Consider the following 24,950-nt stretch of genomic DNA (forward strand, 5'->3'; position numbering starts at 1 on the left):
CATGTATGCTATCAGATCAGATGTTTTGGTATAGGCTGCTTTCCGCATCCTCAAGCGGCAATTCCTCACCGGTAACCATCTGATAAACCATTCTTGCCGAATCATGGGTACCCACCATCAGCAGAACGTCTCCGGCCTGCAAGGTAGTTTTTGCTTCCGGGGAGACCATCTCATGCCCGTTACGGTAAATAGACAATATCGTAGCTCCTGTGCGCGCTCTAAAATCAGCTTCAGTCATGGATTTGCCAAGTAATGGCGAATTTTGCGGCACGGTAACTTCTTCCAGCTTTTGCAAACGACCGGCCATTTTAAATGTGTAATCCAAAAGCTGGTTGGTCAGGTGATCGATTTCCGTGTTCAGATTTTCTCTTTCCTTCAGTAACCCTGTTAAACGCTCCTGAATATCCAATAGAACCTTTTTTTGATTGTAATCCGCCAGGTATTCACGGGCTGCGACATCCGACTTAACCACCACACCCACCCCGGGCATAACATCTACAATGCCTCTTTCTTGGAGCAGCGTTAAAGCCCGCCTGATGGTCTCCGGTGAAACATTATATTTACCGGCCAGCGTAGACCGGCCAAAAATTTTTTGGCCTATGCGATATTCGCCACGTACAATGCGGGTAGCAATGTCCACCGCTATGGTAATGTATCTGGCCAATTGGACATGGGTTCGATGTTCCTGCATCGGTTCTTACCCCTTCTTTTTTTATTATATTGCTACATATTATAATATTTAATTCACATTGACTGGTTATTATGATAATTCATTTCATGAACACTTAGCGTAGGAGCCGGTTAAGGGGACACCATTAACATTTAAGCCGGTTTTCCGCTAACGGATCACCGGCTATGCTTTACATTACCTTGGCCAGATTTAGCAATAGCCAAAGGCTTTCCCCTTTTTTCACCACACCGCTAATGTAATCTACATGATCGCCATCCACTACCGGCGGATCTACTTCATCCGCCGTGTACCTGCCTACTTCCTGCACATTGTCGACAATCATACCCACCTTTTGCCCGTTGTACTCCACCACGATAATCCGCGTGGAGTCGTCGTAATCTTTCACCGGCAGGCCCAGCCGACGGTTAAGGTTAATAACCGGTACTATACTGCCCCTGAGGTTGATAATACCCTCGACATAATCGGTCGTATTGGGTACTTTTGTAATAACTGCCATGCGAATAATTTCCTGAGTTTCCTGTATCGGCAAGGCATACAGTTGTTCGGCCAGTTCAAAAATTACCAGCTGTCCTTCATTTTGCATTTATACCACCTGCTTCCGGTATTTGTTTATCATTTAATATATGACAATTTTTTTAATTATCCTTTTAATTAGCTGTATAGTATTTAAAAAATTTTTATTTTCTATGGCAAGGCTTCCACTTCCATAAGTGAAAGTTCCTATTTTTACCGCAAGGCTTCCCTAAGCGCTCGTATCGCTGCCGACGGATCAGCGGCTCCAAATATCGCCGACCCGGCCACTAATACGTCGGCGCCGGCTTCAACCGCACTGCAAGCGGTCTCCGCATTTATCCCGCCATCCACTTCCAGCCAAACGGCGGGTTTTTGCTCCTTTATATACCGGCTGATCCACTGTATTTTAGGCAGCATTTGCCGTATAAAACTTTGCCCCCCGAACCCCGGGTTCACAGTCATTACCAGCAGCAAGTCCAGAAAAGGCAATACATAATCCAGTCCGCCGGGCGGCGTAGCCGGATTCAAAGCCAGGCCGGCCTTTTTGCCGGCCTGTTTAATTTTTTCCAAAGTACGATGCAGATGGGTACAGGTTTCGGCATGCACGGTAATAATATCCGCACCGGCATCGGCAAAATCGTTTATATACCTGTCGGGGTTTTCAATCATCAAATGCACGTCAAAAACCAAACCCGATAGCGGACGCAGTGCCCGCACCACCAGGGGGCCAATAGTTATGTTGGGCACAAAATGCCCGTCCATGACATCAATATGTAAAATATCAGCGCCGGCTTCTTCAACAATCCGCACCTGTTCACCCAGGACCGCAAAATCAGCGGATAGAATTGACGGAGCAATTTTAACCAAACTAGTATCTCCTTTCCGCCTCCATAACTTCCTTTAAAAAATCCAGGTAATTCCGGTAACGCAGTTCCGCTATTCGCCCCCTTTCCACAGCATCTTTTACCGCACAGCCCGGTTCCCGGTAATGCAGACAGCCCGCAAACCTGCATCGTTCCTCATGTTCGGCAAATTCAATAAAATAACCGGCCAGTTCTTCCCGCCGCATGGAAGGGAGATGCATACTGGAAAAGCCCGGGGTATCCGCAACCAGACCGCCACCTGCCAGGGGAATTAATTCTACGTGCCTGGTGGTATGTTTACCCCGTTTCAACTTATTGCTAATATCACCGGTTTTAAGACTCAAACCAGGCTGCAGGGCATTCAGCAGGCTGGACTTACCCACCCCGGAAGGACCGGCGAGCACGGTAACGCGCCCTTTTAAGACCTCCCTCAACTCATCTATACAGGCGCCGGTCTTAGCACTTGCCAATAATACGGTATGCCCGGTTTTCCGGTACCGGTTCACAATATTAGGCTCAGCTTCATCAAACAAGTCATTTTTGTTAAAACAAATCACCGGAGTAATGCCCGCCACTTGAGACTGCACCAGAAAGCGGTCCAAAAGCGACGGGTTGGGTTCCGGGTTGCCAATGGCAAATACTATAACGGACTGTTCCACATTAGCTATCGGCGGCCTAACCAATTCTGTGCCGCGTGGAAGAATATCCTCCACAACACCCTGGGCGTCATTGACCGACCTCAGACGCACCCGATCGCCCACCAAAACTTGACCGCGCTGCCGGCGAATTTTCCCCCGGATGGCGCATTCTAAAACTTTATCCTCCGCCCGGACGAAATAAAAACCGCCGTAGGCCTTTATTATCACTCCGTCCATAAAGGCCCTCCTATTTTAATGACCGTTCCCATTTTAAATCTTTATCAACATACAACTTAACGACTCCGCTGCCCACATATGTTATACTTCTTTCTATCTGGCCACCACCCTTATGAGAATCGGCATATTGTACCTGGCGGCCCCGGGCGTCTTCCACCTCTATCTCCACCAGATGCTCCTTACCGTCATTGGGGATCTCATCCGATATTGGTATCTCGGCTGTCTTTTCCAATGGTCCGGGACCGTTATTCAATACCACACTGACCAGCGCCCCTTCTTCCACCTCTGTGCCGGGCGCGGGAGTCTGATCGATAATTTGCCTCGGTAAAAAGTCCGGTGCAAATTCCTCTTTGATATCATCTTCATTTAGCACTAGATTTATATCCTCCAAAATAGACCGGGCCTCATCCAGGGTATGCCTTTTTAAATCGGGCACCTGCTGTTTTTGGGGTTCCGGGCCCTTGCTAATAGTAACCTTTACCTCGGTATTTTTGGGAACCCGTTCCCCGGCGCTCGGGGACTGCGTTACAATTTTCCCTTTTTCTACTTCGGCGTGGAATATTTCATCAGGATTACGAGCCAGCTTAAACCCGTCCTCACTTAGTCTGTGTTCAGCCTCGTATTGCGTTACATTATATAAATTGGGCACTTCCCGCAGCTCCGGTCCTTTGCTTACCGTAAGGACAATATCCCGGGGCGGTTTGACCTTGGGATTTTCCGGTCCAATGCTCTGCTTTGTGACTAGCCCTTTCTCCTTATCGCTGTACTCTTCATTAACCTCACTAACGTTAAGCCCCAGCGCCTCCAGTTCCTCACGGGCTTTCTCCTCGGTCATGCCGATAACACTGGGCACTCTTACCGGAGTTACATTCGTATACTTGTATAACCCGTATAAACCACCGGCCCCCAGTCCCGCAATCAGCACCAGCACCATAGCCCAAATCCACGCCCGCCTGGTCAAACCGCCGGTTTTGCGGGGCGCTTTAACCGCGGTGTCTTTATTAGCCGCGCCGGAGGCCGCCCTGGCCGCCAGTTCATCGGTTGGAATAACCACCGTGGCCTGATCGGTATCTTCCAGGGCCAACTCCAAATAGCGGGCCAATTCCGCAGCGCTTTTATAGCGGTTTTCAGGTTTCTTTTCCATAGCCCGCATAACTACCGCAGCCAATTCGGCAGGCACATCTTTATTAACCTCGTCGACAGGCTGCGGGGTTTCCTGGATATGCTTCAAGGCCACGGCGATGGGACTGTCCCCGGAGTAGGGCTGCTTTCCGGTCAACATTTCGTATAATAAAATACCCACTGCGTAAATATCCGACTTGGCCGTGGCGGTTTCACCCCGGGCTTGTTCAGGGCTTAAATAATGCACCGAGCCCATAATAGTATCCGTGCGGGTAATAGTGCCTGAAGTAGCCTCCATAGCAATGCCAAAATCAGTCAGCTTAGCCCTTCCGTCATCTGTAATCAATATATTGTGCGGTTTGACATCCCGGTGTACAATATGGTTCTCATGGGCATGTTCCAGCGCCCCACAGACCTGCACAGCAAAACGCACGGCGTGGTCAGGCTTAAGATGACCGTTTTTGCGAATGACAGCCTTCAGGTTATCCCCTTGGATATACTCCATGACCAGGTAATGGATGCCTTCTTCCTGGCCCACATCATGAATATTTACAATGTTGGGATGAGATAAGCTGGCTACAGCCTGGGCTTCGCGTCTGAAACGCCTGATAAAATCCTCATCCGAAGTAAATTCGGGACGCAGGACCTTAACGGTTACATAGCGGTTTAAAAAAGTGTCCCGGCTTTTGTAAACGATAGCCATACCACCGCCACCGAGTTTTTCCAGTATCTCATACCTGTTTCCCAGCATCTTGCCAATCATATTTTAATCTCCTTGAAAATCATCTGGCTTATTCATAAATGGTTACAAACAAATTCTTGGTTCAGATGAGGTTTTAAACGTATCCCTTGCCGCTGAATCTTAGAAGTTGTTGCGCAGGAGCTTGGCGCCGCTCTCGTACCCGGAGGATATATCTCCCTTTAAAAAAGCGGAAGTGTTCTGTTAGAGACGGTTAGCTGCCGGATAAATCCAGTGCCTGCCGGATAACCTCCCGGGCCAGCGGAGCCGCCACAGCTCCACCCGACCCGGCGTTTTCCAGCAACACCGCCACCGCCACCCGGGGATCCTCCGCCGGAGCAAAACCTACAAACCAGGCGTGGCTCCGGCCATGCGGGTTTTCTGCCGAGCCTGTTTTTCCAGCCACAGTTATTCCCGGCAGTGCCGCCGCCTTTCCGGTACCTTGTTTTACCACAGCCGCCATGTTTTCACTTAAGGCCGAGGCCACCACCGGTTCCATAGCTGTAAGCCATTGCTCCGGCTGCTTGTGGGTTGCACCCCCTGCCGCATCATTGTAGCCGGACACCAAATATGGCTTCATAATAACGCCGTCATTGGCCACAGCGGCGGCCAGCAAGGCAGCTTGCAATGGACTGATCAGCACTTCGGCCTGCCCGATAGCACTGGAAGCCAGGTTCGGCCCGTCCATTTTATCAGCCGGGGTAATGTTTCCGCTGTATGTCGGCAGGGGAAATGACAGCTGTTTACCTATACCAAACGATTGGGCCTGTCGGACGAATTGCTGCGCACCTATTGCCAGCCCGTACCGCGCAAAGGCCACATTGCAGGATTCGGCAAAGGCATCTTTAAAATCAACATTGCCATGCACCGCATTATCATGAAGTGTAAAACCGCTTATTTCCAACTGCCCTGTACAATTTATCGTATCCCCCGCCATTTCCGGTAAATTGGTCAACAAAGCCGCCGCCGTAACAATCTTGAAAACCGAACCCGGGGGATAGGCGCCCTGTACAGCCCGGTTTAGCATAGATGATTCCGGACTGTTCAAATAATCCGCCACCCGCGCGGGGTCATAGTCGGGGTAACTGGCCATGGCCAGTATTTCTCCCGTAGCGGGGTCCAGCACTACCACGGCGCCTTTTCGGCCGGCCAGCAGGTTGGTGATACTTTTTTGCAGCTCGGCATCAATGGTGAGCATAACATCATTGCCAATACCGGGGTGACCCAGAATCCGATTGCGCAAATTATTTAATTCATTACCACCCTCAAGACCCAACAGAACTGTGGCCATGGATTTTTCAATACCGGCGGCTCCGTATTTATTTGAGCTATAACCGATAATATGCGAGGCCGCGCCGCCCAGCGGATATTCTCTTGCATAACCGCCTGCAGCCGGCACGCTGCGTGCCAGTACTGTGCCGTGCCTATCCAAGATATCCCCGCGCTTAATTTGACTTTCCCGGACGGCAATGCGCGGGTCGGCCGGAGCAACACCACTATCGGCCACACGATCGATATAGACCGGAATCAGGGCCAGGTACACGCAAATTAACGCCAGACCCGATAATATCAAATAAGCCAGCCTGCGCACGTTACCTTTCATAGCGTATCGGCCTCACCGGAAATATTAAGCAGCATTCCGGCTAAAATAAAATTGGCCACCATCGAACTACCTCCGTAACTTATAAATGGTAAAGTAATACCCGTCATAGGCAACAGCTTAGTTACCCCGGCTATGATGATGAACACCTGCAAGCCCAATATAGTTGTAAATCCGGCAGCCATCAATCCGGCATATTCATCCCGCGCCGCCAGAGCAATTTTAAAACCGCGGTAAATCAGCAGCATAAACAAAATCATAAGGCCAATGCCGCCCAGTAAACCGGTTTCTTCACAAATAGCAGAGAAAATAAAGTCCGTGTGTACCGCCGGAATAAACCCCGGCCATCCGGCCCCCAGCCCGGTACCAAATATACCGCCATCGTTAATGGCGTATAAGGACTGAATAATCTGGTAACCCGAGTCCTGAGCCGTAGCCCAGGGGTCCAGCCAAATAGCCACCCGGGTATGCACATGACTAACCACCGTATAGGCAGCCGCCGCTCCGGCAAAAAACATCAGCGCACCCAGCAAAATATAGAGCCACCGGGCTGTGGCCATGTATACCATGGCTAAAAAGGTGCCAAAATAAATCAGTGCGGTTCCCAAATCCTTTTGAAACACCAGAACCAACAGCGCCGTCAGCCACATACCTAAAAGCGGCCCCCATTGCTGAGCACCGGGTAAAAAATAAACCCGCCGCTCGCCCGCTTGCAACAGCATGCGGCTTTCCATCAAATAGCTGCCCAGGAAGAATACCAGCAACAGCTTGACAAATTCAGAAGGTTGCAAATGAAATAGCCCCAAATCCAGCCAGCTTTTCGCACCACCCAATTCAACGCCGAACAATATGGGCGTTAGCAACGCTACAATACCGGCCAGAGCCAGCAAATATTTATAGTCGGCCAAAGCGCGGTAACGGCGCAGCAAAGTAGTGGTAAAATATAAAGTTACCAGACCGATAATCACCCAGCATAATTGTCTATACCCGTAGCCGGGATTCAAACGGAACAGAAAAACTACCCCCGTACCGGCCAGAAAGCTAATAATAGGAGTTATATACAGATCAGATTTAACCTTTCCGTACTGCCACAGCACACTAAGCAGCATAAGGCCAATAAACATTATCAAAGCGGCGGCCATAGCCCATAGCCCGTCACGGCCGGGTTCCCGCAGGTAAAGGATCACTCCCCCGGTGAGGGTGTAAAGGAAAGCCACAACCAGTAATTTACGCTCTATGCCTCGTCCATGCAAATTAATCCACCGCCAAAAAAATGATTGTAATATTATCGTTGCTGCCAAACTGAATGGCTTCCTTTATCAACAAACGTACAGCTTCATGCGGGTTGGGGGCCAATACCATTAAATCGCCAATCCGCTGTTTCGGCACAAAACCGGTTAATCCATCCGTACAAATAAGCAATCGGTCGCCTTTGGCAATATTATACTCGAAAATATCTACATCCACCCGTGGACCGGTGCCAAGCGCCCTGGTCAAAATATTGCGCTTCGGGTGCTTCAGGGCCTCCCGCTCGGATATTCCTCCTCCGTCAATTAACTCTTGCACCAGCGAGTGGTCAACGGTTAATTTATTTATTTCACCGTCCCGCAGCAACAAAGCCCTGCTGTCTCCCACATTGGCCACAGTAATATGATAATCTTCAACCAGACAAGCCGTTATAGTCGTCCCCATCCCCCGCAGCTTTGCGTCATCCCCCGCGGCAAAAAAGATCGCTTCATTAGCCTGCCTTATTCCACCGGTCAGCCTGTCACAGCCGGTAATATTCTTATACTGATTTTCCCGCAGATAATTCTCCAGCACCCCAAGGGCCAGCTTGCTTGCCACATCCCCGGCCAGGTGCCCCCCCATACCGTCCGCCACGGCAAATAAGCCCAGATCGGGGCAAACGCAAAGCCAATCTTCATTTCTTCGGCGTACCGGCCCGCATTCGGTGATCTGACTCCAATTCATAACCCCACCTCACAAACTTAAAAATTATTTCACCTATTCTTATTTGATCACCATTAGCCAGCACCGCGGGCCCGGTAAGGAGTTTACCGTTCAAAAAGGTACCGTTCTTGCTTCCCAAATCCTCCAGCCAATACTGCCCCTCCCGGTTATACAATCTGGCATGGCTGTTGGAAGCAAACCTATCGGGCAAAACAATTTCGTTCTGCTGCCCGCGGCCTAACTTCAACTCCCGGGCCAGGGCAAACTCCGCACCTTCCATAGCATATTCTTTAGGCGCGGACTCAATCATTAACATACCTACACCGCTTTTTTCGGTAATGGCCGGGCCGGCTTCCCGGTGACCCGTGCCAGCATTCACTGTATTAACCGTGTTCGTTTGATGACTTGTTGTATTGTGTAAATCCTTAATTAAATGAATTAGAACTATAAATATAAATACGTATATCAGTATCATAAAAGCGGTGCGCAATACAAACAAAATAATATCCAAAAAAATCATTCCACCTTAAAAATCAATACGGTATTACCCATCTTGATTATATCACCATCGGCAAGTTCTTTTTTGGCAACCCTTACTCCATTTACATAGGTGCCGTTTGTGCTTGACCGGTCTTGAATAACGAACTTTCGGCCCGTGCGGCTTAAAGCGGCATGCCGCCTGGAGATACTGCTGTCCGGCAGGCATATGTCGCATATTTCTCCGCGGCCGATCACCGCCTGGTTGACGGCCAATACAAATTTTTTACCGGCAAGTACACCCTCAACAACCTCCAGCGACACACCGGCACTTAAATCGGGCTCGGGCACACCACGCACCGGAGTGAAACGCATAGTCTCTTCCACAGCCATCTGCCTCGGTTCGTCCTCGACACTCTCGTCAAAAAAGCTTTTTACCTGCAGCTGACCACGGGAAAGTTCTTGCCTTTCCTCAAAAGACACCGCTGCCGACCCCAGCATCGTATACTTTTTTTCAGCCGCCTTGCCTCTTACATAGTCGGTCATCTCCGCCGACAGACGATCAATAAGCGGGCTGACCGCGGCAAAGTCCCCCGGCCCCAGAAAAACCTCAAACCGATTAGGCACATAAATATCCTTAAGCCCGGTTCGCCGACGGTCACGCATTTCCCGGGCCAGTTTTTTGGCTATATCAACAGGCTGCAAACCGCCGCTGCTAAATTTATCTTTAAAAAAACCTTCAATATATTTTTCTAAACTACCTTCCAGCCCTGAGAAAAAACCCACCGTTGCTCACCTCGTTACGGTTTCTTCGCTCTCCGTCAGACGCCGGCGCAGCTGGCCGCACGCGGCATCAATGTCCAGTCCCATTTCCCGGCGTATGGTTACCGGATAGCCGGCTTTTTCCAATATCAACTTAAAAGCTTGTATATCCTTGGCGCCACTGCCGCCAATACCACGCTCAGGTACCGGATTGGCCGGTATTAAATTAATGTGACAGTGAATACCGCGCAATACATCTGTTAATTCCCCGGCATGTGCCGGGGTATCATTTACCCGTCCCAGCAGGGCATATTCAAAAGATACCCGGCGGCCGGTAGTATCGGCGTAGGCCCTGCAAGCCGGAAGCAGCTTTTCGAGCGGGTAGGCATTGTTAACAGGCATTAATTTGCTGCGCAGCTCATTATTGGGGGCATGTAATGAAACCGCCAGGGTAATGGCTAAACGCAATTGCATCAGATCATAAATACGCGGTACGATACCGCAGGTCGATAAAGTTATATGCCGGTGGCCGATACCCAAACCATAGGGCGCGCTGACCAATTCTATAAATTTAACCGTGTTTGCGTAATTATCCAGCGGCTCGCCCGAACCCATTAATACAATACGCCCGATGCGCTCGCCGGATGCATTCTGCATAGCCCATATTTGATCGATCAATTCACCCGGGGTCAGGTTGCGAACCAGTCCATTAAGGCCGGAGGCGCATAGCTGACAAGCCATGCGACAACCCACCTGGGTGGAGAGACAAGCGGTGCAGCCATAGCGATATCTCATCAGCACGCTTTCCACAGCCTGGCCGTCCTGCAATACAAGCAGATATTTGGCGGCATCGCCGCCGCGTGAAACTCTTTTTTCCAGCACCGCCAAACCACCGGGGCTATACTTGCCGGCTAACTTCTCACGTACTTCTTTAGGTACATTGGCCATATCCGCAAAGGAGGCCACCCCCTTGCGGTGCATCCAGTCAACAACCTGAGCGGCCCTGAATTTAGGCATACTCAGGGCTGCAACCGCACGTTCAAGTTCCTTCAATGTCAGGTCTTTAATATTGAGCAAATCCGGCATAAGAATCCCCCGTCGACATGTTTGGTGTTTCTACATTCCGCTGCATAAATCCTGCTAAGCACTGCTTTTACGCAACCTGGCCATAAAAAAACCGTCCAAGCCATGCAGGTGAGGCAGTATTTGCAGGTAACCCCGGCCCATGGTAGTCTCGTGGTCAAGACTGTCCGGCAATAACCCAGCCAGCGAATCCCACTTAAAGTCCGGATGTCTGTGCAAAAAAGACTCTACCTGACCCAAATTCTCTTCCCGGGTAATGGTGCAGGTACTGTATACCAGAACGCCGCCGGGCTTCAACGCCACAGCAGCGGCATCTAAAATCTGCGCTTGCAATTCGGCTAAAGAGTTGATCTGCTTTTCATCCTTACGCCACCTGGAGTCCGGGCGCCGGCGCAGTACGCCCAACCCGGAGCAAGGGGCGTCAACCAATACGTAATCAGCCCATTTTGCATATTCTTCCGGTATCTCCCGGGCATCGGCCAATACGGGACGCACAACTTGCACCCCCAGACGCCGACAGTTCTCTTCAATTAGCCTGATTTTATGTTCATGCACGTCCAGGGCCAGTATTTCGCCCTGATTTTGCATTAACTGGGCCAGATGAGTGGCTTTACCGCCGGGAGCACTGGCCGCGTCCAGTACCCGGTCACCCGGCGCGGGACTTACGGCCTGCCCTACCAGTATGGAACTTTCATCCTGAGCCTGTAATAACCCCTCTTTAAATGGTGACAGGCCGCCCAGTGATACAAATCCCCGCAGCTGCAGACAATCAGCGGCATATTGACCTTTTTTAGCATGCACTCCCAAAGCCTCAAGCCTTTTCGTCAGCTCCGCCGCACTGGTCTTCAGTGTATTCACCCGCACGGTATTGGGCGCAGGTTGGTTATTAGCCATACAAAGGGCTTGGGTATTCGCATATCCAAAGTCATTGAGCCACCGGCGCACCAGCCAGGCCGGATGTGAGTGACGCAAAGCCAAATACTGTACCGGGTCCTCATCGGGATCGGGATAATTCAATTTCTCCTTACCCCGGACCAAATTGCGCAGCACACCGTTAACAAATTTAACAATACCTTCGTGACCGTGTTGGCGGGCCTGGGTTGCCGATTCATTAACAGCGGCTGAATCCGGCACCCGGTCCATAAATAAAATCTGGTAAGCCCCCAAGCGCAAAATATTCCGCACCGCGGCGGAAAGGCCGGGAAGCGGTCGACGCAAATAATGACTTAGGGCCCAATCCAGGGTATTTTGGGTACGCAGGGTTCCGTAGACCAACTCGGTAATAAATGCCCGGTCCAATTTGCCGGGATGCACCTTTTCCAGCAGTGAACCCAGAGCCAGATTAGCATAAGCGTCCCGTTCATCTACCGCCAACAGCACTTTTAGAGCAGTTTCCCTGGCGCTCATTCCAGGTCTCAAATACTATCACTTCCATTACGTAAAAAATATTGTATGGCTTCATCAACCCGCTGATAAGAAAACTGCGTGTCATGGCACGGCCCGTGAGGCCTTAAATTGGTTACACCCAGCACCGGTATGGGATTGGCATCTAAAATACCGCTGGTTAAATCCCGCTCACAGGCAATAGCCACAATAGCTTTAGGGCGATAATCGCGCACATACTTGCGGGCCAAAGTACCCCCGGTGGCCATCCCCACCCGGATACCGTAAAAGTCCCGGAGCTTAAGCAAATCGCTTACCATACACCGGCCACAGCGGCGGCAATTATCGACACTGCCCGTTACTTTGTGCACACAAGCACTGTTCTGCAAGCAATGCGGGGCCAGCAACAACAGTTCTTCAGGGGTAACACTGATATGCATGGCCAGGATCAGGTTATTGTTGACCTCAATAAAAGATCGTTTAATCCGGTTCATATCAATTCTAAGCAACCTGCCCAGTATAAGTACCAGCGGGAAAAAGGTATTAAGAGCCACCCGCACCGGACCCTTTAATAACGCCAGAGGCCTTGAGCTGATAATCGTCAAAACTATGCCGGCCAATCCAAAACCGGCCAGTGTGATGGAGATCACCATTACCGCGGCCACCGCCAGCAGCACCAGTTTGTAAATTAACGAACGTTCAGGACAAAAAACCAGGTACCAGATGGCTGCGGCCAGCATACCTACCACCAGCAGACTGACTATCAACAAGCCTATAAAAAGACGTTTGCGCTCGTGGATCACCACGTTATGCACCGCCTTCACTCCCGATCACCTGTCTCTCCCCCCAGCTTAATACCGGCGTCCAGCGAGTGCCCCCGCAAAAATTCGGACGCTGTCATCTGTTTTTTACCTTGCAGCTGCAATTCATCAATTTTTAATATTCCATTACCGGTTTGCACCAAAATTCCTTGATTAAAATGGGCTTTCAGTATCCGACCCGGCTCGGCGCCGCCGGTCGGGCCATCCTGAGCAATTGATACCCGCCAAATTTTTAGTATTTTCCCCTCCAGGACAGTGCGTGCGCCCGGCCAGGGATTAAGACCCCTGACCTGATTTTTAATGTTCAGTGCATCACGTTCCCAGCGGACTAGCTCATCTGCTCGGGTAAGCATGGCGGCATAGCTGGAACGGCTGTCATCCTGCGCTGCGGGCCGCGCCCGACCGTTTTTTATCAAATCCAACGCTTCCGGCAGCAATTGCCCGCCCAGCTCGGCCAGACGGTCATGCACCATCCCTACGGTGTCGTCCGGGTCAATGGGTACCTTACCTTGCAGCAGCATAGCGCCTGTGTCCAGACCCGTAGCCATTTGCATAATGGTAATACCGGTTTGTTTCTCTCCATTGATTACAGCCCGGTGAATGGGGGCCGCTCCCCGGTAGGCCGGTAACAGCGAAGCATGCACATTAATACAACCATACTGAGGCAGATATAATATTTCAGCAGGCAATATTTGTCCAAAGGCGGCTGCCACAATAATATCGGGACACAAACCCCGCAACACTTCAATAAAAGAAGGTTCACGTACTTTTGCAGGCTGATATACCGTCAAACCCGCGGCCCGGGCTGCCGCTTTCACAGGCGACGAACGCAGCTTTTTCCCTCGCCCCCCGGGCTTGTCCGGCTGGGTAACCACTGCCGCGATATCATAATTGTTTTGCATAAGCGCCTGCAGTGACAGTACCGCAAAGTCGGGCGTACCCATAAAAACAATTCGCATATTATAACTCCTTAAGCAACCACTTATCACACTATTTATCCAAAGCCAATATTACTATATCTTTTTTAAATTCTTTGCCTTATCAATAAATAAAATTCCGTTTAAATGATCTATTTCATGCTGCAGCGCCCGGGCAAAATAGCCATGAGCTTCAACTTCTTTTTCGTTACCGGCCCGGTCCAAACCGCTAACCTTAACCCGTTCAGCCCGGGCAACTTCACCTGTCACACCTGGGATACTAAGGCACCCCTCGCTATCGACTTGCGTACCATCGGCATACTCAATCACAGGGTTTACCAGCTCTACCAAACCATCGCCCACATCAACCACAATCACACGCTTGGATATCCCAATTTGTGGAGCGGCCAGTCCCACCCCCTGATTGGCGTACATGGTATCACGCATATTATCTATCAGTTTTTCAATATGCGGTCCCAGTTTGGTAACCTGCACCGCTTTTCCCCTTAATACCTCATCCCCGACTTCCACAATTTTGTATACAGCCAATGTTACATACCTCCTTCGTTTGTTACGTAATATACATTGGATCAACATCTATGCTCATTTTTAAAGCTTTGCCCGGTGCGGCCCCACCGGTGGCCAGCCAAAACCGTTTTACGGCCAAACGCAATTGCCGGTAATCCGCACTCCAAAGAATGATATGCCACCGGTAATCTTCCTTCAATCGTGGCAGCGGCGCCGGAGCGGGCCCTACTATCATTATCTTTCCCCCGTCCTGCTCCTGGACAAACCCGTTCAACCGGGTGTATATTTTTTCCGCTGCCTCTTGCACAGCGGTATCATCCTTGCCATACACTAATAACCTAACCATTTTGGCAAATGGCGGATACCCCATTTCTTTGCGCACGGCAATTTCACTTTGAAAAAAGGCCTGGTAATTATGCCGGGAAGCGGCCCGCACCGCGTAATGCTCCGGCGTATGTGTTTGAATCAACACCTCGCCGGGTTTATCTCCCCGACCCGTTCGGCCGGCTACTTGAGCCAGCAGCTGAAAAGTACGTTCTCCGGCCCGAAAGTCCGGCATGTGCAGCGTACTGTCGGCATTAACAACCCCTACCAGGGTTACCCCGGGCAAATCCAACCCTTTGGCCACCATTTGCGTACCCACTAAAATATCCGCCCCGCCATTGCCAAACAACCCCAGTATTTGTTCATGTGATCCCTTGCGGGCGGTAGTATCCGCATCCATACGCAAAATTCGCGCCCCGGGCAAAGCCGCTGCCAATTCCATTTCCACCCGCTGGGTTCCCGTACCGAAATAACCCACCTGGCTGCCGCCGCAATCGGGGCATCGCTTAGGCGCCTGCACACGGTAATTACAATAGTGACAGCGCAAACGTCCATCGGTATGGTAGGTCAGGGAAATATCACAGCGGGGACATTTGAGCACCAGTCCGCACTCCCGGCAAACCACCAATGTTTTAAATCCCCGCCGGTTTAAAAAAATAATGGTTTGCTCATTATTATGCAGCTTTTCCCGCAGCTTCTGCAATAGCGTCAAACTAAAAATACCACTGTTGCCGGATTGCACTTCCCTGCGCATATCCACTAATTGTACGCTGGGCATGCCCTTGCCGTTAATTCTATTGGGCATATTAATTAAATTATAGGCGCCGCCCGGCAGCGCCCGGCAATAGGATTCCAATGACGGAGTGGCACTCCCCAGTACCAGTACTCCCCGGCTCTTCCGGGCCCGAAAAAGGGCCACCGCACGAGCGTGATAGCGCGGCGCCTCATCTTGTTTATAAGATGGCTCGTGCTCCTCGTCGATAATTATTAAACCGGGATCAGACACCGGCGCCAGTATGGCTGAGCGCACTCCCAGCACTACCGGTGCGCTGCCGTTTTCAATGCGTGACCATTCATCACATCTCTCGCCGTCGGACATGCGGCTGTGCAGCACCGCTACATCACGTCCAAAACGGGCCTTATACAAACGGACCATTTGCGGAGTTAAGGATATCTCGGGCACCAGGGTGACAGCCTGTCGTCCGGCGCGCAATACTTGTTCGATGCAGCGCAGGTAAACCTCGGTTTTACCGCTGCCCGTAACGCCGTGCAGCATAAATACCCGGTGTCCGCCTTGATGTACGGCGGCCGCAATATCCTGTACAGCCCGGCTCTGCTCACCGGTTAGCCTGACCCGTGCTTGATCGGTAATTTTATACTGCGGATAAGGGTCCCGTACAGGCAGGTCGGCTTCCACCCTCAGTATACCCCCTGTACATAATTGATTCACCACATATAGTGATACGCCGGCCAGTGCCGCCAGTTCCCGCTTGTTCAGTCCCGGATGCCGCAATGCCGCTTCCAGAGCCGCCAATCTTTTAGGCGACCGGGCCATTTGCTTTTGCACTTCCGGCAACTGACCCGGCTCCACATTGCTATAAAGCCTGACCACCGGCCTGGCGGAAGTTTTTTTGAGCGCCGGGGCAATGACAGACTGCAGTGCCTTAACGGTGCTGCAAAGGTAATAATCCGCCAACCATTTGGCCAGGGCAAGTTGATCTTCCCGAAACAAAAGACTTTCATCCACCAGGCCGATAATTTCCTTGACCCGCGCCACAGTCTTTTGTTCACTCAATCCTACCACAAAACCGGTAACCCGCTGCTTGCCAAAGGAAACCTTCACCCGGTTGCCGAATTGCACGGAACCCGCCAGTTTTTGTGGTACCCGGTATTGATAAGTACGGTCAGTCTGCAGACCCGGCACTTCCACCAATACATCGGCATATAAATGATTGTTCATACATATCCCTCAAGTTTGTCAAACATTAGCTGATAGTTATCCGCCTTTGATAATTATAGACTATAATAATATGCCATCTCAATCCATTTTCTGGCACATGACAGGCAAGCGTCCGCTCTCTGCCGGCGGATGCTGTGGAGCATGCACGATAGTAAGACTGCTTAAGATCATCTCTTTTTCGTATTGCAGTTGATTGTCTCGATAATATCGCTGCCTGATTTCCACACGAGGTACGTAAACTGAGAATTCATGGGGCACCGTATTGGAAACATGACGGGTCATTGTCACCACGACATCTTCTATTTTTATAACGGCCATATCCGTTTGCGGCGGCCCAACCAATGACCTATTAGAAAGCAATTTGGGACACCGGCTAATTAATTTTTTTAATTTACCAATCAGCATAATCATCACCCGGCAGCTTTTTAACCATGTTATGACATTGCAGTGTGATTGTGTGTTCAAGAATATAAAAAATGCGCTCAGATCTTATGCCGGCGCATTCTTTTTTACTGTTTATCAGGTTTGCCGCCAACACCATGCTACTTAGGCCTCGAAAACCGGGGTGCTTAAGTAACGCTCGCCGGTGTCCGGTAAAATTGTAAGCACTGTTTTACCCGGCCCCAGCTCCCGGCCCACAGCCACCGCCGCAAACACGGCGGCACCGCCTGAAAAGCCCACCAGCAAGCCTTCTTCCCGGGCCAGACGCCTGGTCATATTAAACGCATCTTCATCGGATACGGCAAAGGGCGCATCCACCAATTCCAGGTCCAGGTTGGCGGGCACGAAACCATCCCCGATACCTTGAATACCGTGTCTTCCCGGCTTGCCTCCGGATATCACCGCTGACTTTTGGGGCTCTACGGCGTAGATCTTAATTTGCGCATATCTTTCTTTCAGCACCCGGGCTACTCCGGTCAAAGTGCCGCCGGTACCCACGCCGGCCACGTAAGCGTCTATGCCGCCTTCCACCTGCTCCAATATTTCTCCGGCCGTAGTATGCGCATGGAACGCCGGATTATCCGGGTTGGTAAACTGATCGGGCATCCAGGCCCCGGGTATCTGTTTAACCATTTCCCGGGCCTTTTGTACGGCCCCGTTCACATCCTCGGCGGCAGGTGTCAGTACTACCTCCGCTCCATAAGCACGGGCCAGCAGCTTTCTTTCTTTACTCATTGAATCAGGCATTACCACAATCACCCGGTACCCTTTTACCGCGCCTACCATGGCCAAGGCAATGCCCTGGTTGCCGCTGGTGGGCTCTACAATTACCGTTCCCGGCTGAATTTTTCCCGCTTTTTCCGCAGCGATAATCATACCTAACGCAGCTCTGGCCTTGGCACTGCCGCTGGGATTGAGCATTTCAAGCTTGGCCAGTATTTGCGCGGCACAGCCATCAGTTACCTTGTTAAGTCTCACCACGGGAGTATGCCCCACCAGTTCCAGGACATTGTCAAAAATTATGCTCACTATCTAATTCTTCCCTTCCAATTATTTGTTGACAGATACTCATACTGCTATTTACAATCTATGTGGAGGTATTTACATTGTCTAAAAACGAGTCCAACGATGCTTATTTGGCAATTCGGACCATCATTGAACTTACCAGGACATACGATACGCTGGAGGATATAATGGGCCGGCATTTCGCTCGCTTTGGGTTGTCCCAGCCCAAGTTTAACGCTATGATGCAAATGCGCCAGGCAGGTGGCCGGGGTCTGGCTCTGTCCGAGCTGGGTGAGCGCATGCTGGTAACCAGGGCCAACATCACCGGTCTAATCGACCGCATGGAAAGAGATGGCCTGGTTATACGGGAAGCCGACCCTAAAGACCGGCGCGTGTACCGGGCCAGACTCACAGCCAAGGCATCAAACTTACTGGATAACATACTGCCGATACATGCGGATTTTACCCGCCGGGTTATGTCGGTTTTAAGCATACCCGAAAAAACACAGTTAACCGAGTTGCTGCAAAAACTGCGCATGGAAATGGAAAAGATATAATATGACGCAGCAAATTTAGTCTGCTGCGTCTATTTTTTTACCTGCCTTTAATTGTTGCACTTTATCCCAAATAACCTCACTCAGGGTTAACTTGTCCATAAGCGGCAGCGGTTCCACCGTTCCGTCCGGATATAAGATATTTACCACATTGGTATCGGAACCGAACCCGGCCCCCGGCCTGGTGACGTCGTTGGCCACCAGCATATCCAAATTCTTTTTATTTATTTTGGCTTGGGCATGCTTTATTAAATCCTCGGTCTCAGCAGCAAAGCCCACCAGCAGCTGGTGTTTTTTTTGTTTGCCCAGCTCCATTAAAATATCCGGGTTTTTTTCCAGCTCCAGCACTAAATCGTCATCATTCTTTTTAATCTTTTGTTCGGCCGCCACCCGGGGACGATAATCGGCAACAGCGGCCGCCTTTATTACCACATCCACCCGGGGATACAGTTCCATGACCGCCCGGTACATTTGCCGTGCTGTTTCCACATTAATTATATGTACCCCGGCGGGCACCGCCAGCCGGGTAGGAGCGGATACCAGGTAAACTTCGGCCCCCCTGTTGGCAGCCGTTTCAGCCAATGCATAGCCCATTTTGCCCGAACTGCGATTGCTGATATATCTTACCGGGTCAATCGGCTCCCGCGTGCCCCCGGCGGTAACCAAAACCGTGCTGGGCAGCAAATCTTTTTTCGGTTCAAACATCATCCGGATTTGTTCTAAAATCACCGCCACATCCGCCAGACGTCCCGGCCCCTCATCCCCGCAGGCCTGACGCCCCACAGCCGGCTCCACCACCTTAAAGCCTATCCGGCGCAGTCGGCTCAGATTGTCCTGTACCGCCCGGTTGCGGTACATGTACACATTCATAGCCGGACAGATCAGTACGGGACAAACCATAGCCAGTACCGCGGTAGTAAGCAAATCATCGGCCAGCCCGCAGGCAAGTTTGGCCAAAATATTGGCGGTAGCCGGCACTATCAGTGCCATATCAGCCCGTCGGGCCAGTTCCAGGTGCGGGTAGCGCCAACCCGGCGGCGTTTCAAAGGTATCGAAGTGCACGCGGTGGCCCGATATGGCTTCAAACGCCAGAGGCTTTACGAATTGCTGCGCCCCGGCAGTCATTATTACGTGCACCTCGGCGCCGGCCTTAACCAGGCCGCTTACCAAATCCAGGGCACGGTAAGCGGCAATTCCGCCGGTAACTCCAATAACAAAATACTTACCCGCAAGCATGAGTCACCCCCGTTATTTAATACCCTGTTTGGTTCTCCGGTACGTTACATTCCCCCGGACAACTTCATGCAACGCCGCCGAAACAGGCTTACCGGTGATCCAGGGTCCTTCCTCCTGATCTTGCTGTAAAGCTATTTCAGTTATTTGACGCGCCCGCTTGGCCGATATTACCACCAGGGTATACCGGCTATCCACCTTATCCATTAAATTGTCCAGAGAAGGTTTATTCATGGCCATCGGAGCTTAAACCTCCCAATATCCTAATTGTATTTTTATAACTTGCTCATATTTTAAGTATATATAACTAATATTATTATATAGTTATTCTCAGCCGTTAACCAAATGTTATTCTGTAACCATCCGGTCATCAGATAATTTAATAGCTTTGCAAAAGCAGGTCAATATCAAAAAGCCCGGCACGACATCTCTCGGCGGTGATGATCGCACACACCTTTTGGGTGGCGGCAGTCAGGTCGTCGTTAATAACCAGATAATCGTATTTGCGTACTTCTTTTATCTCCCTTTCCGCCCACTGCAGCCGGTGCTCAATTTCCCCGTTGCTGTCCGTAGCCCTGTTCTTCAAACGCATGGCCAGCTCAGCCCGGGACGGCGGGATTAAAAAAATCAGCACGCAATCGGAATATTTACTTTTAACGTGCAGCGCACCCTGCACGTCAATTTCCAAAATAACGTCCAGACCGCTATTGACAGCATCCAGCACAGGCTGCCGAGGTGTCCCATAGTAATTTCCGTATACATTGGCCCATTCGAGTAATTGATCTCCGGCAATCATCGACTCAAATTGCTCCCGGGCTGAAAAATAATAATCAACGCCATGTTTTTCCCCACCCCGAGGTTTTCTGGTCGTCGCCGAAACGGAAAGATGCAAATTATCCAACTTTCTGAAAAGGCCCTGACAAACCGTCCCCTTGCCGGACCCGGACGGACCGGATATCACTATTAAATTTCCCCTGGTTTTCATACTCCCCGTTCCCCGTTAATCTTCATCATTTCCCGTGGCACTGTCCTTGTTAACCAGACGGTGGGCCACCGTTTCGGGCTGCACAGCGGAAAGAATGACGTGATCGCTATCCGTAATAATAACCGCCCTGGTACGACGGCCATAAGTAGCATCCACCAGCATGCCCCTGTCCCTGGCCTCGGTGATAATTCTCTTAATTGGCGCCGATTCAGGACTAACAATAGCGATGATCCGGTTGGCCGAAACAATATTGCCAAACCCAATATTAATTAATTTTATTTCCATTTTTACTGCCTCCCCTGTTATTCAATATTCTGAACTTGTTCCCTTACCTTTTCCAATTCGCTTTTAACTTCCACAACCGTACGGTTGATAGCCAAATCTGAAGCTTTAGAGGCGATTGTATTAATTTCACGGTTTAGTTCCTGAAGTAAAAAATCCAATTTTCTGCCTACCGGAGCGCTTAGCTCCAGGCAATCACCCAACTGCGTCAGGTGACTTTTCAGTCGCACAATTTCCTCCGCAATACTTGATCGCTCGGCAAATATCACCACTTCGGCATCCAGCCGGGCCGGGTCCGGTGTTCCGGATTCCAGCAAATCGTGCAGCCGCTGACGCAGCCGTTCACGGTATTCCTCCACCACCACCGGAGAGCGCCGTGCTATTTCATCAACAAACGCGTTTATACGCCCGGTTCTTTCCTTGATATCAGCAGCCAATAATTGTCCCTCTTTAACACGCATATCCATTAATCCCGCCCGGGCCTGCTCCAAGGCCGCCTTAAGCTGGGGCCACCATTGCTCTATATCTTCTTCAGGCTCTTCCAAAGAAAATACACCGGGTAACTGCAACAATTCCGTAACAGTTGCCTCCCCTGTCAATGGCAGCTTGCTTTTAAGCTCTTTGACCGCCTGCATGTAGGAAGCGGCCAAAGATTCATCCACTTTTACCGTTGCTCTGTTCCGGCCGCATGCAATTATATTTATATATACATCCACCCTGCCACGGGCAATTTCTTGCTGTATTACCCGCTTGATACGGTCTTCCAGAACATTCATGGACCGGGGCATGCGCAGAACGATTTCACAATAGCGATGATTTACCGACTTCATTTCAATATTTATTTTGGATATTTCCGAATTTGTTTCTCCTCGTCCGAACCCGGTCATGCTTTTTATCAATATTCCACCACCCAGCCTTGTTTAGTTGTATATATAGTATTGACTTTGGTTACTAAAAATAATTTTTCTACCTAAAAAAAGAAATTCCTTTTAAAAAAAAGAAAACCAATGATATTCTTTGCTCTTCGTGTTAAATATAATATATTTGCACACTCCGGCGGGAAAATTCATTAAGATTTTAAATTAATTTAAAAACGCGCCGGGGTAAATATAACCACAACGCGTTTTTTCAAAGCCTTCTTGCATAGTGTTAATGTTTAAATACTACTGCAGCTCTTTAAACACCTTTTCAATGAGATCCAGCCCCGCGCGGATATTATCCATAGAAGTGGCATAAGAGAGACGGAAGCAGGTGTCATCACCAAAGGCCACACCAGGCACAATAGCCACGTGCTCTTTTTCCAAAAGCACCCCGGCCAGGTCGGCGGCACCGTTTATAGTCACACCGGCATAACTTTTGCCCAGCAGCGGCTTGATTTCCGGGAAAACATAAAATGCCCCGCCCGGGCGATTGCACTTGACGCCGGGTATAGCACTTAATCTTTCCACCATGTAATCCCGCCGCTTGACAAACTCGGCTACCATCTGCCGCACGGGTTCCTGAGTACCGCTAAGCGCTTCCAGGCTGGCCGCCTGAGCTATGGAAGTCGGGTTGGATGTTGAGTGACTCTGCAAATCCGCCATAGCCTTGGCCACCGGCTGCGGCGCGGCAGCATAACCAATACGCCACCCGGTCATGGCATAGGATTTGGAAACCCCGTTGATTACCACTGTCAAATCTTTCAATCCCGGGCTTAAAGAAGCAATACTGACATGCTCGCCGCCGTCATAAATTAACTTTTCATATATTTCATCGGAAATAATGGCTATATTGTTTTTTTCCAGCACTTCTCCCAGGGCCGCCAGCTCATCCCCGGTATACACCGCGCCAGTGGGGTTGCTGGGACTGTTTAGTATTATCAACCTGCTGTTGGGGGTGATGGCGCTTTGCAATTGTGCAGGTGTCAGCTTAAAGCTGTTTTCCACCGTTGTGGGTACAATTACCGATTTAGCCCCCGTCAATTTTATTTGTTCCAGATAGCTCACCCAGTAAGGAGCCGGCAAAATTACCTCGTCCCCTTCCTGGCACAGCACCTGAAAAGCATTATAAAGTGAATGCTTGGCCCCGGCGGAGACTACTATCTGCCCGGGTTCATATCGCAGTCCGTTATCATCAGACAGCTTTTTGACTATAGCCTTACGCAAAGGCTCAATACCGGCCACCGGGGTATATTTGGTCATACCATCGGCAATAGCCTTTACCGCGGCCTGCTTAATATTTTCCGGTGTATCGAAATCCGGCTCGCCAACCCCAAAGTTAATTACTTTAATTCCTCCGGCCATCATTTTCTTGGCCTGGGCATCAATGGACAAAGTGGGGGAAGGGCTTATATTTTGAGCCCGCTCAGCAAGTTTCATATTTCTTTCCCAGTTTCTAAAACCTATCGAAATCTACAAATAAGCTTTCACCCATCCGACAATGGGCGGTGGCCCCTATACACTCTTGGCATGGAACAACCGAGAAACCAGGTATTCACTCCTCTCATATTTTAAATTTTTTGGGACGACTAAAATACGTTAACTACTACAACAGGTAAATTCACATACTTAGTTTGCTAAAATTACATATTATTTCAGCAAACAATAAGAAGCTTAAGCTTGAATAAAGCTGTCCGGACCCGACTCCGGCTAAAATTTAACCGTACCGATGTTTTTCTTCATCCGCTCCAGCGCTTCCATCATCCGCTCCTTTTCCACCGTCAGCGCAATGCGGCAAAAGCCCGCGCCATTGGCGCCATATCCCGTGCCCGGAGTGATAACCACGCCCGCTTTATCCAATACAAGCTCGGCAAAAGATTCCGAAGTATGCCCGGCGGGTACAGGCGCCCACACATAAAACGTAGCCCTGGGTTTTTCCAGCTGCCAGCCCATACTGTTCAGGGCGTCCACCAGTATATCCCGCCGCTCCTGGTAGACTTTCTGCATCTGCAGCACGGCATCCCGAGGTCCGGTCAAACCCTGTATGGCAGCATATTGAACGGCTTGAAACTGACCTGAATCAATATTGGACTTGAGTCTGCCCAACGCTTCTACCACCTGGGCATGTCCGGCGGCCCAACCGATGCGCCATCCGGTCATATTGTAGGTTTTGGACACGGAATGAAACTCAATGCCTACTTCTTTGGCACCGGGAAACTGCAAAAAGCTGAGCGGCTTATAGCCGTCATACGCCATTTCCGAATAAGCGGCATCGTGGCAAACTAAAATATTATATTCCCTGGCAAAAGAGATAACTTGCCGGTAAAATTCCTCGTCCGCTACAGCACCGGTGGGATTATTGGGATAATTGATAAACATCATTTTGGCCCGGCGAGCCACAGCGGCGGGAATAGCACTTAAATCAGGCAAAAAGCCCTTTTCCGCCGTCAAAGGCATGTAATACGGCTCGGCGCCGGCCAGGATGGCGCCGCCGGCATACACCGGGTACCCCGGATCGGGCACTAAAACAACATCGCCGGGGTTCAAATAGCAAAATGATATGTGCGCAATTCCCTCTTTGGAACCGATAAGGGAAACAACTTCACTAGCCGCGTCAAGCTCCACGCCAAACCGATTGCCATACCAACGGGCCACGGCCTGCCGGTAAGCCGGCAGACCCACCGAAGAAGGATATTGGTGGTTAACCCGGTTCTCAGCCTGTTTTTGCAACTCTTCTATAATGTAACCGGGAGTGGGCATATCGGGATCGCCAATACCCAGGCTAATAACATCCACTCCCGCCGCCCGCTTTTCGTCAATTAATTTTTCGATACGGGCGAACAAGTAAGGCGGCAAATTTTTAATCCTTTGGGCCTGTTCAAATTGCAAGCTCAAAACCAAAAACCTCCTATTTTTAAATTCGTT

26 protein-coding genes are annotated in these 24,950 nt (G+C 50.4%); 1 reads left to right on the plus strand and 25 read right to left on the minus strand.

What is annotated here, in order from left to right:
- Positions 1 to 16: 16 nt before the first annotated feature.
- The 18 genes from ABDB91_RS11815 to cysK form a co-directional block, all read right to left on the minus strand.
- Entirely contained in the window at positions 17 to 691 is a 675-nt protein-coding gene (locus tag ABDB91_RS11815; protein ID WP_347487918.1) for a TrkA C-terminal domain-containing protein, read from the minus strand.
- Between the two features lie 169 nt (positions 692 to 860).
- Positions 861 to 1,274 carry a chemotaxis protein CheW gene (locus tag ABDB91_RS11820; RefSeq protein ID WP_347487919.1) on the minus strand — a complete coding sequence of 138 codons (414 nt, stop codon included), beginning with the start codon at positions 1,272 to 1,274 and terminating at the stop codon, positions 861 to 863.
- Between the two features lie 143 nt (positions 1,275 to 1,417).
- Positions 1,418 to 2,071 (minus strand): ribulose-phosphate 3-epimerase, encoded by a 654-nt coding sequence (gene rpe, locus ABDB91_RS11825; RefSeq protein WP_347487920.1) that lies wholly within the window; start codon positions 2,069 to 2,071, stop codon positions 1,418 to 1,420.
- A 1-nt stretch (position 2,072) separates the two neighbouring features.
- Positions 2,073 to 2,942, minus strand: a complete 870-nt coding sequence (rsgA, locus tag ABDB91_RS11830; RefSeq protein WP_347487921.1) for a ribosome small subunit-dependent GTPase A — start codon at positions 2,940 to 2,942, stop codon at positions 2,073 to 2,075.
- A 10-nt stretch (positions 2,943 to 2,952) separates the two neighbouring features.
- Positions 2,953 to 4,827: a Stk1 family PASTA domain-containing Ser/Thr kinase gene (gene pknB, locus ABDB91_RS11835; protein ID WP_347487922.1), complete on the minus strand. Its 1,875-nt coding sequence runs from the start codon at positions 4,825 to 4,827 to the stop codon at positions 2,953 to 2,955.
- Between the two features lie 190 nt (positions 4,828 to 5,017).
- The gene (locus ABDB91_RS11840) at positions 5,018 to 6,406 is read right to left on the minus strand and encodes a penicillin-binding protein 2 (protein WP_347487923.1); all 1,389 of its coding nucleotides are present in this window, start codon (positions 6,404 to 6,406) and stop codon (positions 5,018 to 5,020) included.
- On the minus strand, positions 6,403 to 7,656 hold the full coding sequence (locus ABDB91_RS11845) for an FtsW/RodA/SpoVE family cell cycle protein (protein WP_347487924.1): 1,254 nt from the start codon (positions 7,654 to 7,656) through the stop codon (positions 6,403 to 6,405). The genes ABDB91_RS11840 and ABDB91_RS11845 overlap by 4 nt, the downstream gene beginning before the upstream one ends.
- Position 7,657: 1 nt before the next feature.
- Entirely contained in the window at positions 7,658 to 8,374 is a 717-nt protein-coding gene (locus ABDB91_RS11850; protein WP_347487925.1) for a Stp1/IreP family PP2C-type Ser/Thr phosphatase, read from the minus strand.
- Complete coding sequence (locus tag ABDB91_RS11855; RefSeq protein WP_347487926.1) at positions 8,325 to 8,864, minus strand: FHA domain-containing protein; 540 nt, start codon at positions 8,862 to 8,864, stop codon at positions 8,325 to 8,327. The genes ABDB91_RS11850 and ABDB91_RS11855 overlap by 50 nt, the downstream gene beginning before the upstream one ends.
- A gap of 5 nt (positions 8,865 to 8,869) precedes the next feature.
- Positions 8,870 to 9,616 carry a DUF3662 and FHA domain-containing protein gene (locus tag ABDB91_RS11860; RefSeq protein ID WP_347487927.1) on the minus strand — a complete coding sequence of 249 codons (747 nt, stop codon included), beginning with the start codon at positions 9,614 to 9,616 and terminating at the stop codon, positions 8,870 to 8,872.
- Positions 9,617 to 9,622: 6 nt separating this feature from the next.
- The gene (gene rlmN, locus ABDB91_RS11865; RefSeq protein ID WP_347487928.1) at positions 9,623 to 10,678 is read right to left on the minus strand and encodes a 23S rRNA (adenine(2503)-C(2))-methyltransferase RlmN; all 1,056 of its coding nucleotides are present in this window, start codon (positions 10,676 to 10,678) and stop codon (positions 9,623 to 9,625) included.
- Positions 10,679 to 10,732: 54 nt separating this feature from the next.
- A complete protein-coding gene (gene rsmB, locus ABDB91_RS11870; protein WP_347487929.1) occupies positions 10,733 to 12,094 on the minus strand; it encodes a 16S rRNA (cytosine(967)-C(5))-methyltransferase RsmB in 1,362 nt (453 codons plus the stop codon).
- Positions 12,091 to 12,882 (minus strand): DUF116 domain-containing protein, encoded by a 792-nt coding sequence (locus ABDB91_RS11875; RefSeq protein WP_347487930.1) that lies wholly within the window; start codon positions 12,880 to 12,882, stop codon positions 12,091 to 12,093. Before ABDB91_RS11875 ends, rsmB begins: the two co-directional genes overlap by 4 nt.
- Complete coding sequence (gene fmt / locus ABDB91_RS11880) at positions 12,879 to 13,838, minus strand: methionyl-tRNA formyltransferase (RefSeq protein WP_347487931.1); 960 nt, start codon at positions 13,836 to 13,838, stop codon at positions 12,879 to 12,881. The genes ABDB91_RS11875 and fmt overlap by 4 nt, the downstream gene beginning before the upstream one ends.
- 54 nt (positions 13,839 to 13,892) lie before the next feature.
- Positions 13,893 to 14,345, minus strand: a complete 453-nt coding sequence (def, locus tag ABDB91_RS11885) for a peptide deformylase (protein ID WP_347487932.1) — start codon at positions 14,343 to 14,345, stop codon at positions 13,893 to 13,895.
- Positions 14,346 to 14,367: 22 nt separating this feature from the next.
- Complete coding sequence (gene priA, locus ABDB91_RS11890; RefSeq protein WP_347487933.1) at positions 14,368 to 16,608, minus strand: primosomal protein N'; 2,241 nt, start codon at positions 16,606 to 16,608, stop codon at positions 14,368 to 14,370.
- Between the two features lie 78 nt (positions 16,609 to 16,686).
- The gene (locus tag ABDB91_RS11895) at positions 16,687 to 17,013 is read right to left on the minus strand and encodes a hypothetical protein (protein WP_347487934.1); all 327 of its coding nucleotides are present in this window, start codon (positions 17,011 to 17,013) and stop codon (positions 16,687 to 16,689) included.
- A gap of 141 nt (positions 17,014 to 17,154) precedes the next feature.
- A complete protein-coding gene (cysK, locus tag ABDB91_RS11900) occupies positions 17,155 to 18,078 on the minus strand; it encodes a cysteine synthase A (protein ID WP_347487935.1) in 924 nt (307 codons plus the stop codon).
- Positions 18,079 to 18,155: 77 nt separating this feature from the next.
- Here cysK and ABDB91_RS11905 point away from each other — a divergent pair, with 77 nt between their 5' ends.
- Entirely contained in the window at positions 18,156 to 18,611 is a 456-nt protein-coding gene (locus tag ABDB91_RS11905; protein WP_347487936.1) for a MarR family transcriptional regulator, read from the plus strand.
- Positions 18,612 to 18,626: 15 nt separating this feature from the next.
- Here the strand turns inward: ABDB91_RS11905 and coaBC are convergent, their stop codons facing one another.
- From coaBC to ABDB91_RS11940, 7 genes are all read right to left on the minus strand, one after another.
- A complete protein-coding gene (gene coaBC, locus ABDB91_RS11910) occupies positions 18,627 to 19,844 on the minus strand; it encodes a bifunctional phosphopantothenoylcysteine decarboxylase/phosphopantothenate--cysteine ligase CoaBC (RefSeq protein WP_347487937.1) in 1,218 nt (405 codons plus the stop codon).
- A 12-nt stretch (positions 19,845 to 19,856) separates the two neighbouring features.
- Positions 19,857 to 20,075: a DNA-directed RNA polymerase subunit omega gene (gene rpoZ / locus ABDB91_RS11915; protein ID WP_347491592.1), complete on the minus strand. Its 219-nt coding sequence runs from the start codon at positions 20,073 to 20,075 to the stop codon at positions 19,857 to 19,859.
- Positions 20,076 to 20,220: 145 nt separating this feature from the next.
- Complete coding sequence (gmk, locus tag ABDB91_RS11920) at positions 20,221 to 20,826, minus strand: guanylate kinase (RefSeq protein WP_347487938.1); 606 nt, start codon at positions 20,824 to 20,826, stop codon at positions 20,221 to 20,223.
- 15 nt (positions 20,827 to 20,841) lie between these two features.
- Positions 20,842 to 21,111: a DUF370 domain-containing protein gene (locus ABDB91_RS11925; protein ID WP_347487939.1), complete on the minus strand. Its 270-nt coding sequence runs from the start codon at positions 21,109 to 21,111 to the stop codon at positions 20,842 to 20,844.
- A gap of 17 nt (positions 21,112 to 21,128) precedes the next feature.
- Positions 21,129 to 22,007 (minus strand): YicC/YloC family endoribonuclease, encoded by an 879-nt coding sequence (locus tag ABDB91_RS11930; protein WP_347487940.1) that lies wholly within the window; start codon positions 22,005 to 22,007, stop codon positions 21,129 to 21,131.
- A gap of 264 nt (positions 22,008 to 22,271) precedes the next feature.
- Complete coding sequence (locus ABDB91_RS11935) at positions 22,272 to 23,465, minus strand: pyridoxal phosphate-dependent aminotransferase (RefSeq protein ID WP_347487941.1); 1,194 nt, start codon at positions 23,463 to 23,465, stop codon at positions 22,272 to 22,274.
- Positions 23,466 to 23,735: 270 nt separating this feature from the next.
- Complete coding sequence (locus ABDB91_RS11940; RefSeq protein WP_347491593.1) at positions 23,736 to 24,914, minus strand: LL-diaminopimelate aminotransferase; 1,179 nt, start codon at positions 24,912 to 24,914, stop codon at positions 23,736 to 23,738.
- Positions 24,915 to 24,950: the final 36 nt, after the last annotated feature.

It is taken from the genome of Desulfoscipio sp. XC116 (assembly GCF_039851975.1).
Taxonomy (GTDB): domain Bacteria; phylum Bacillota; class Desulfotomaculia; order Desulfotomaculales; family Desulfallaceae; genus Sporotomaculum.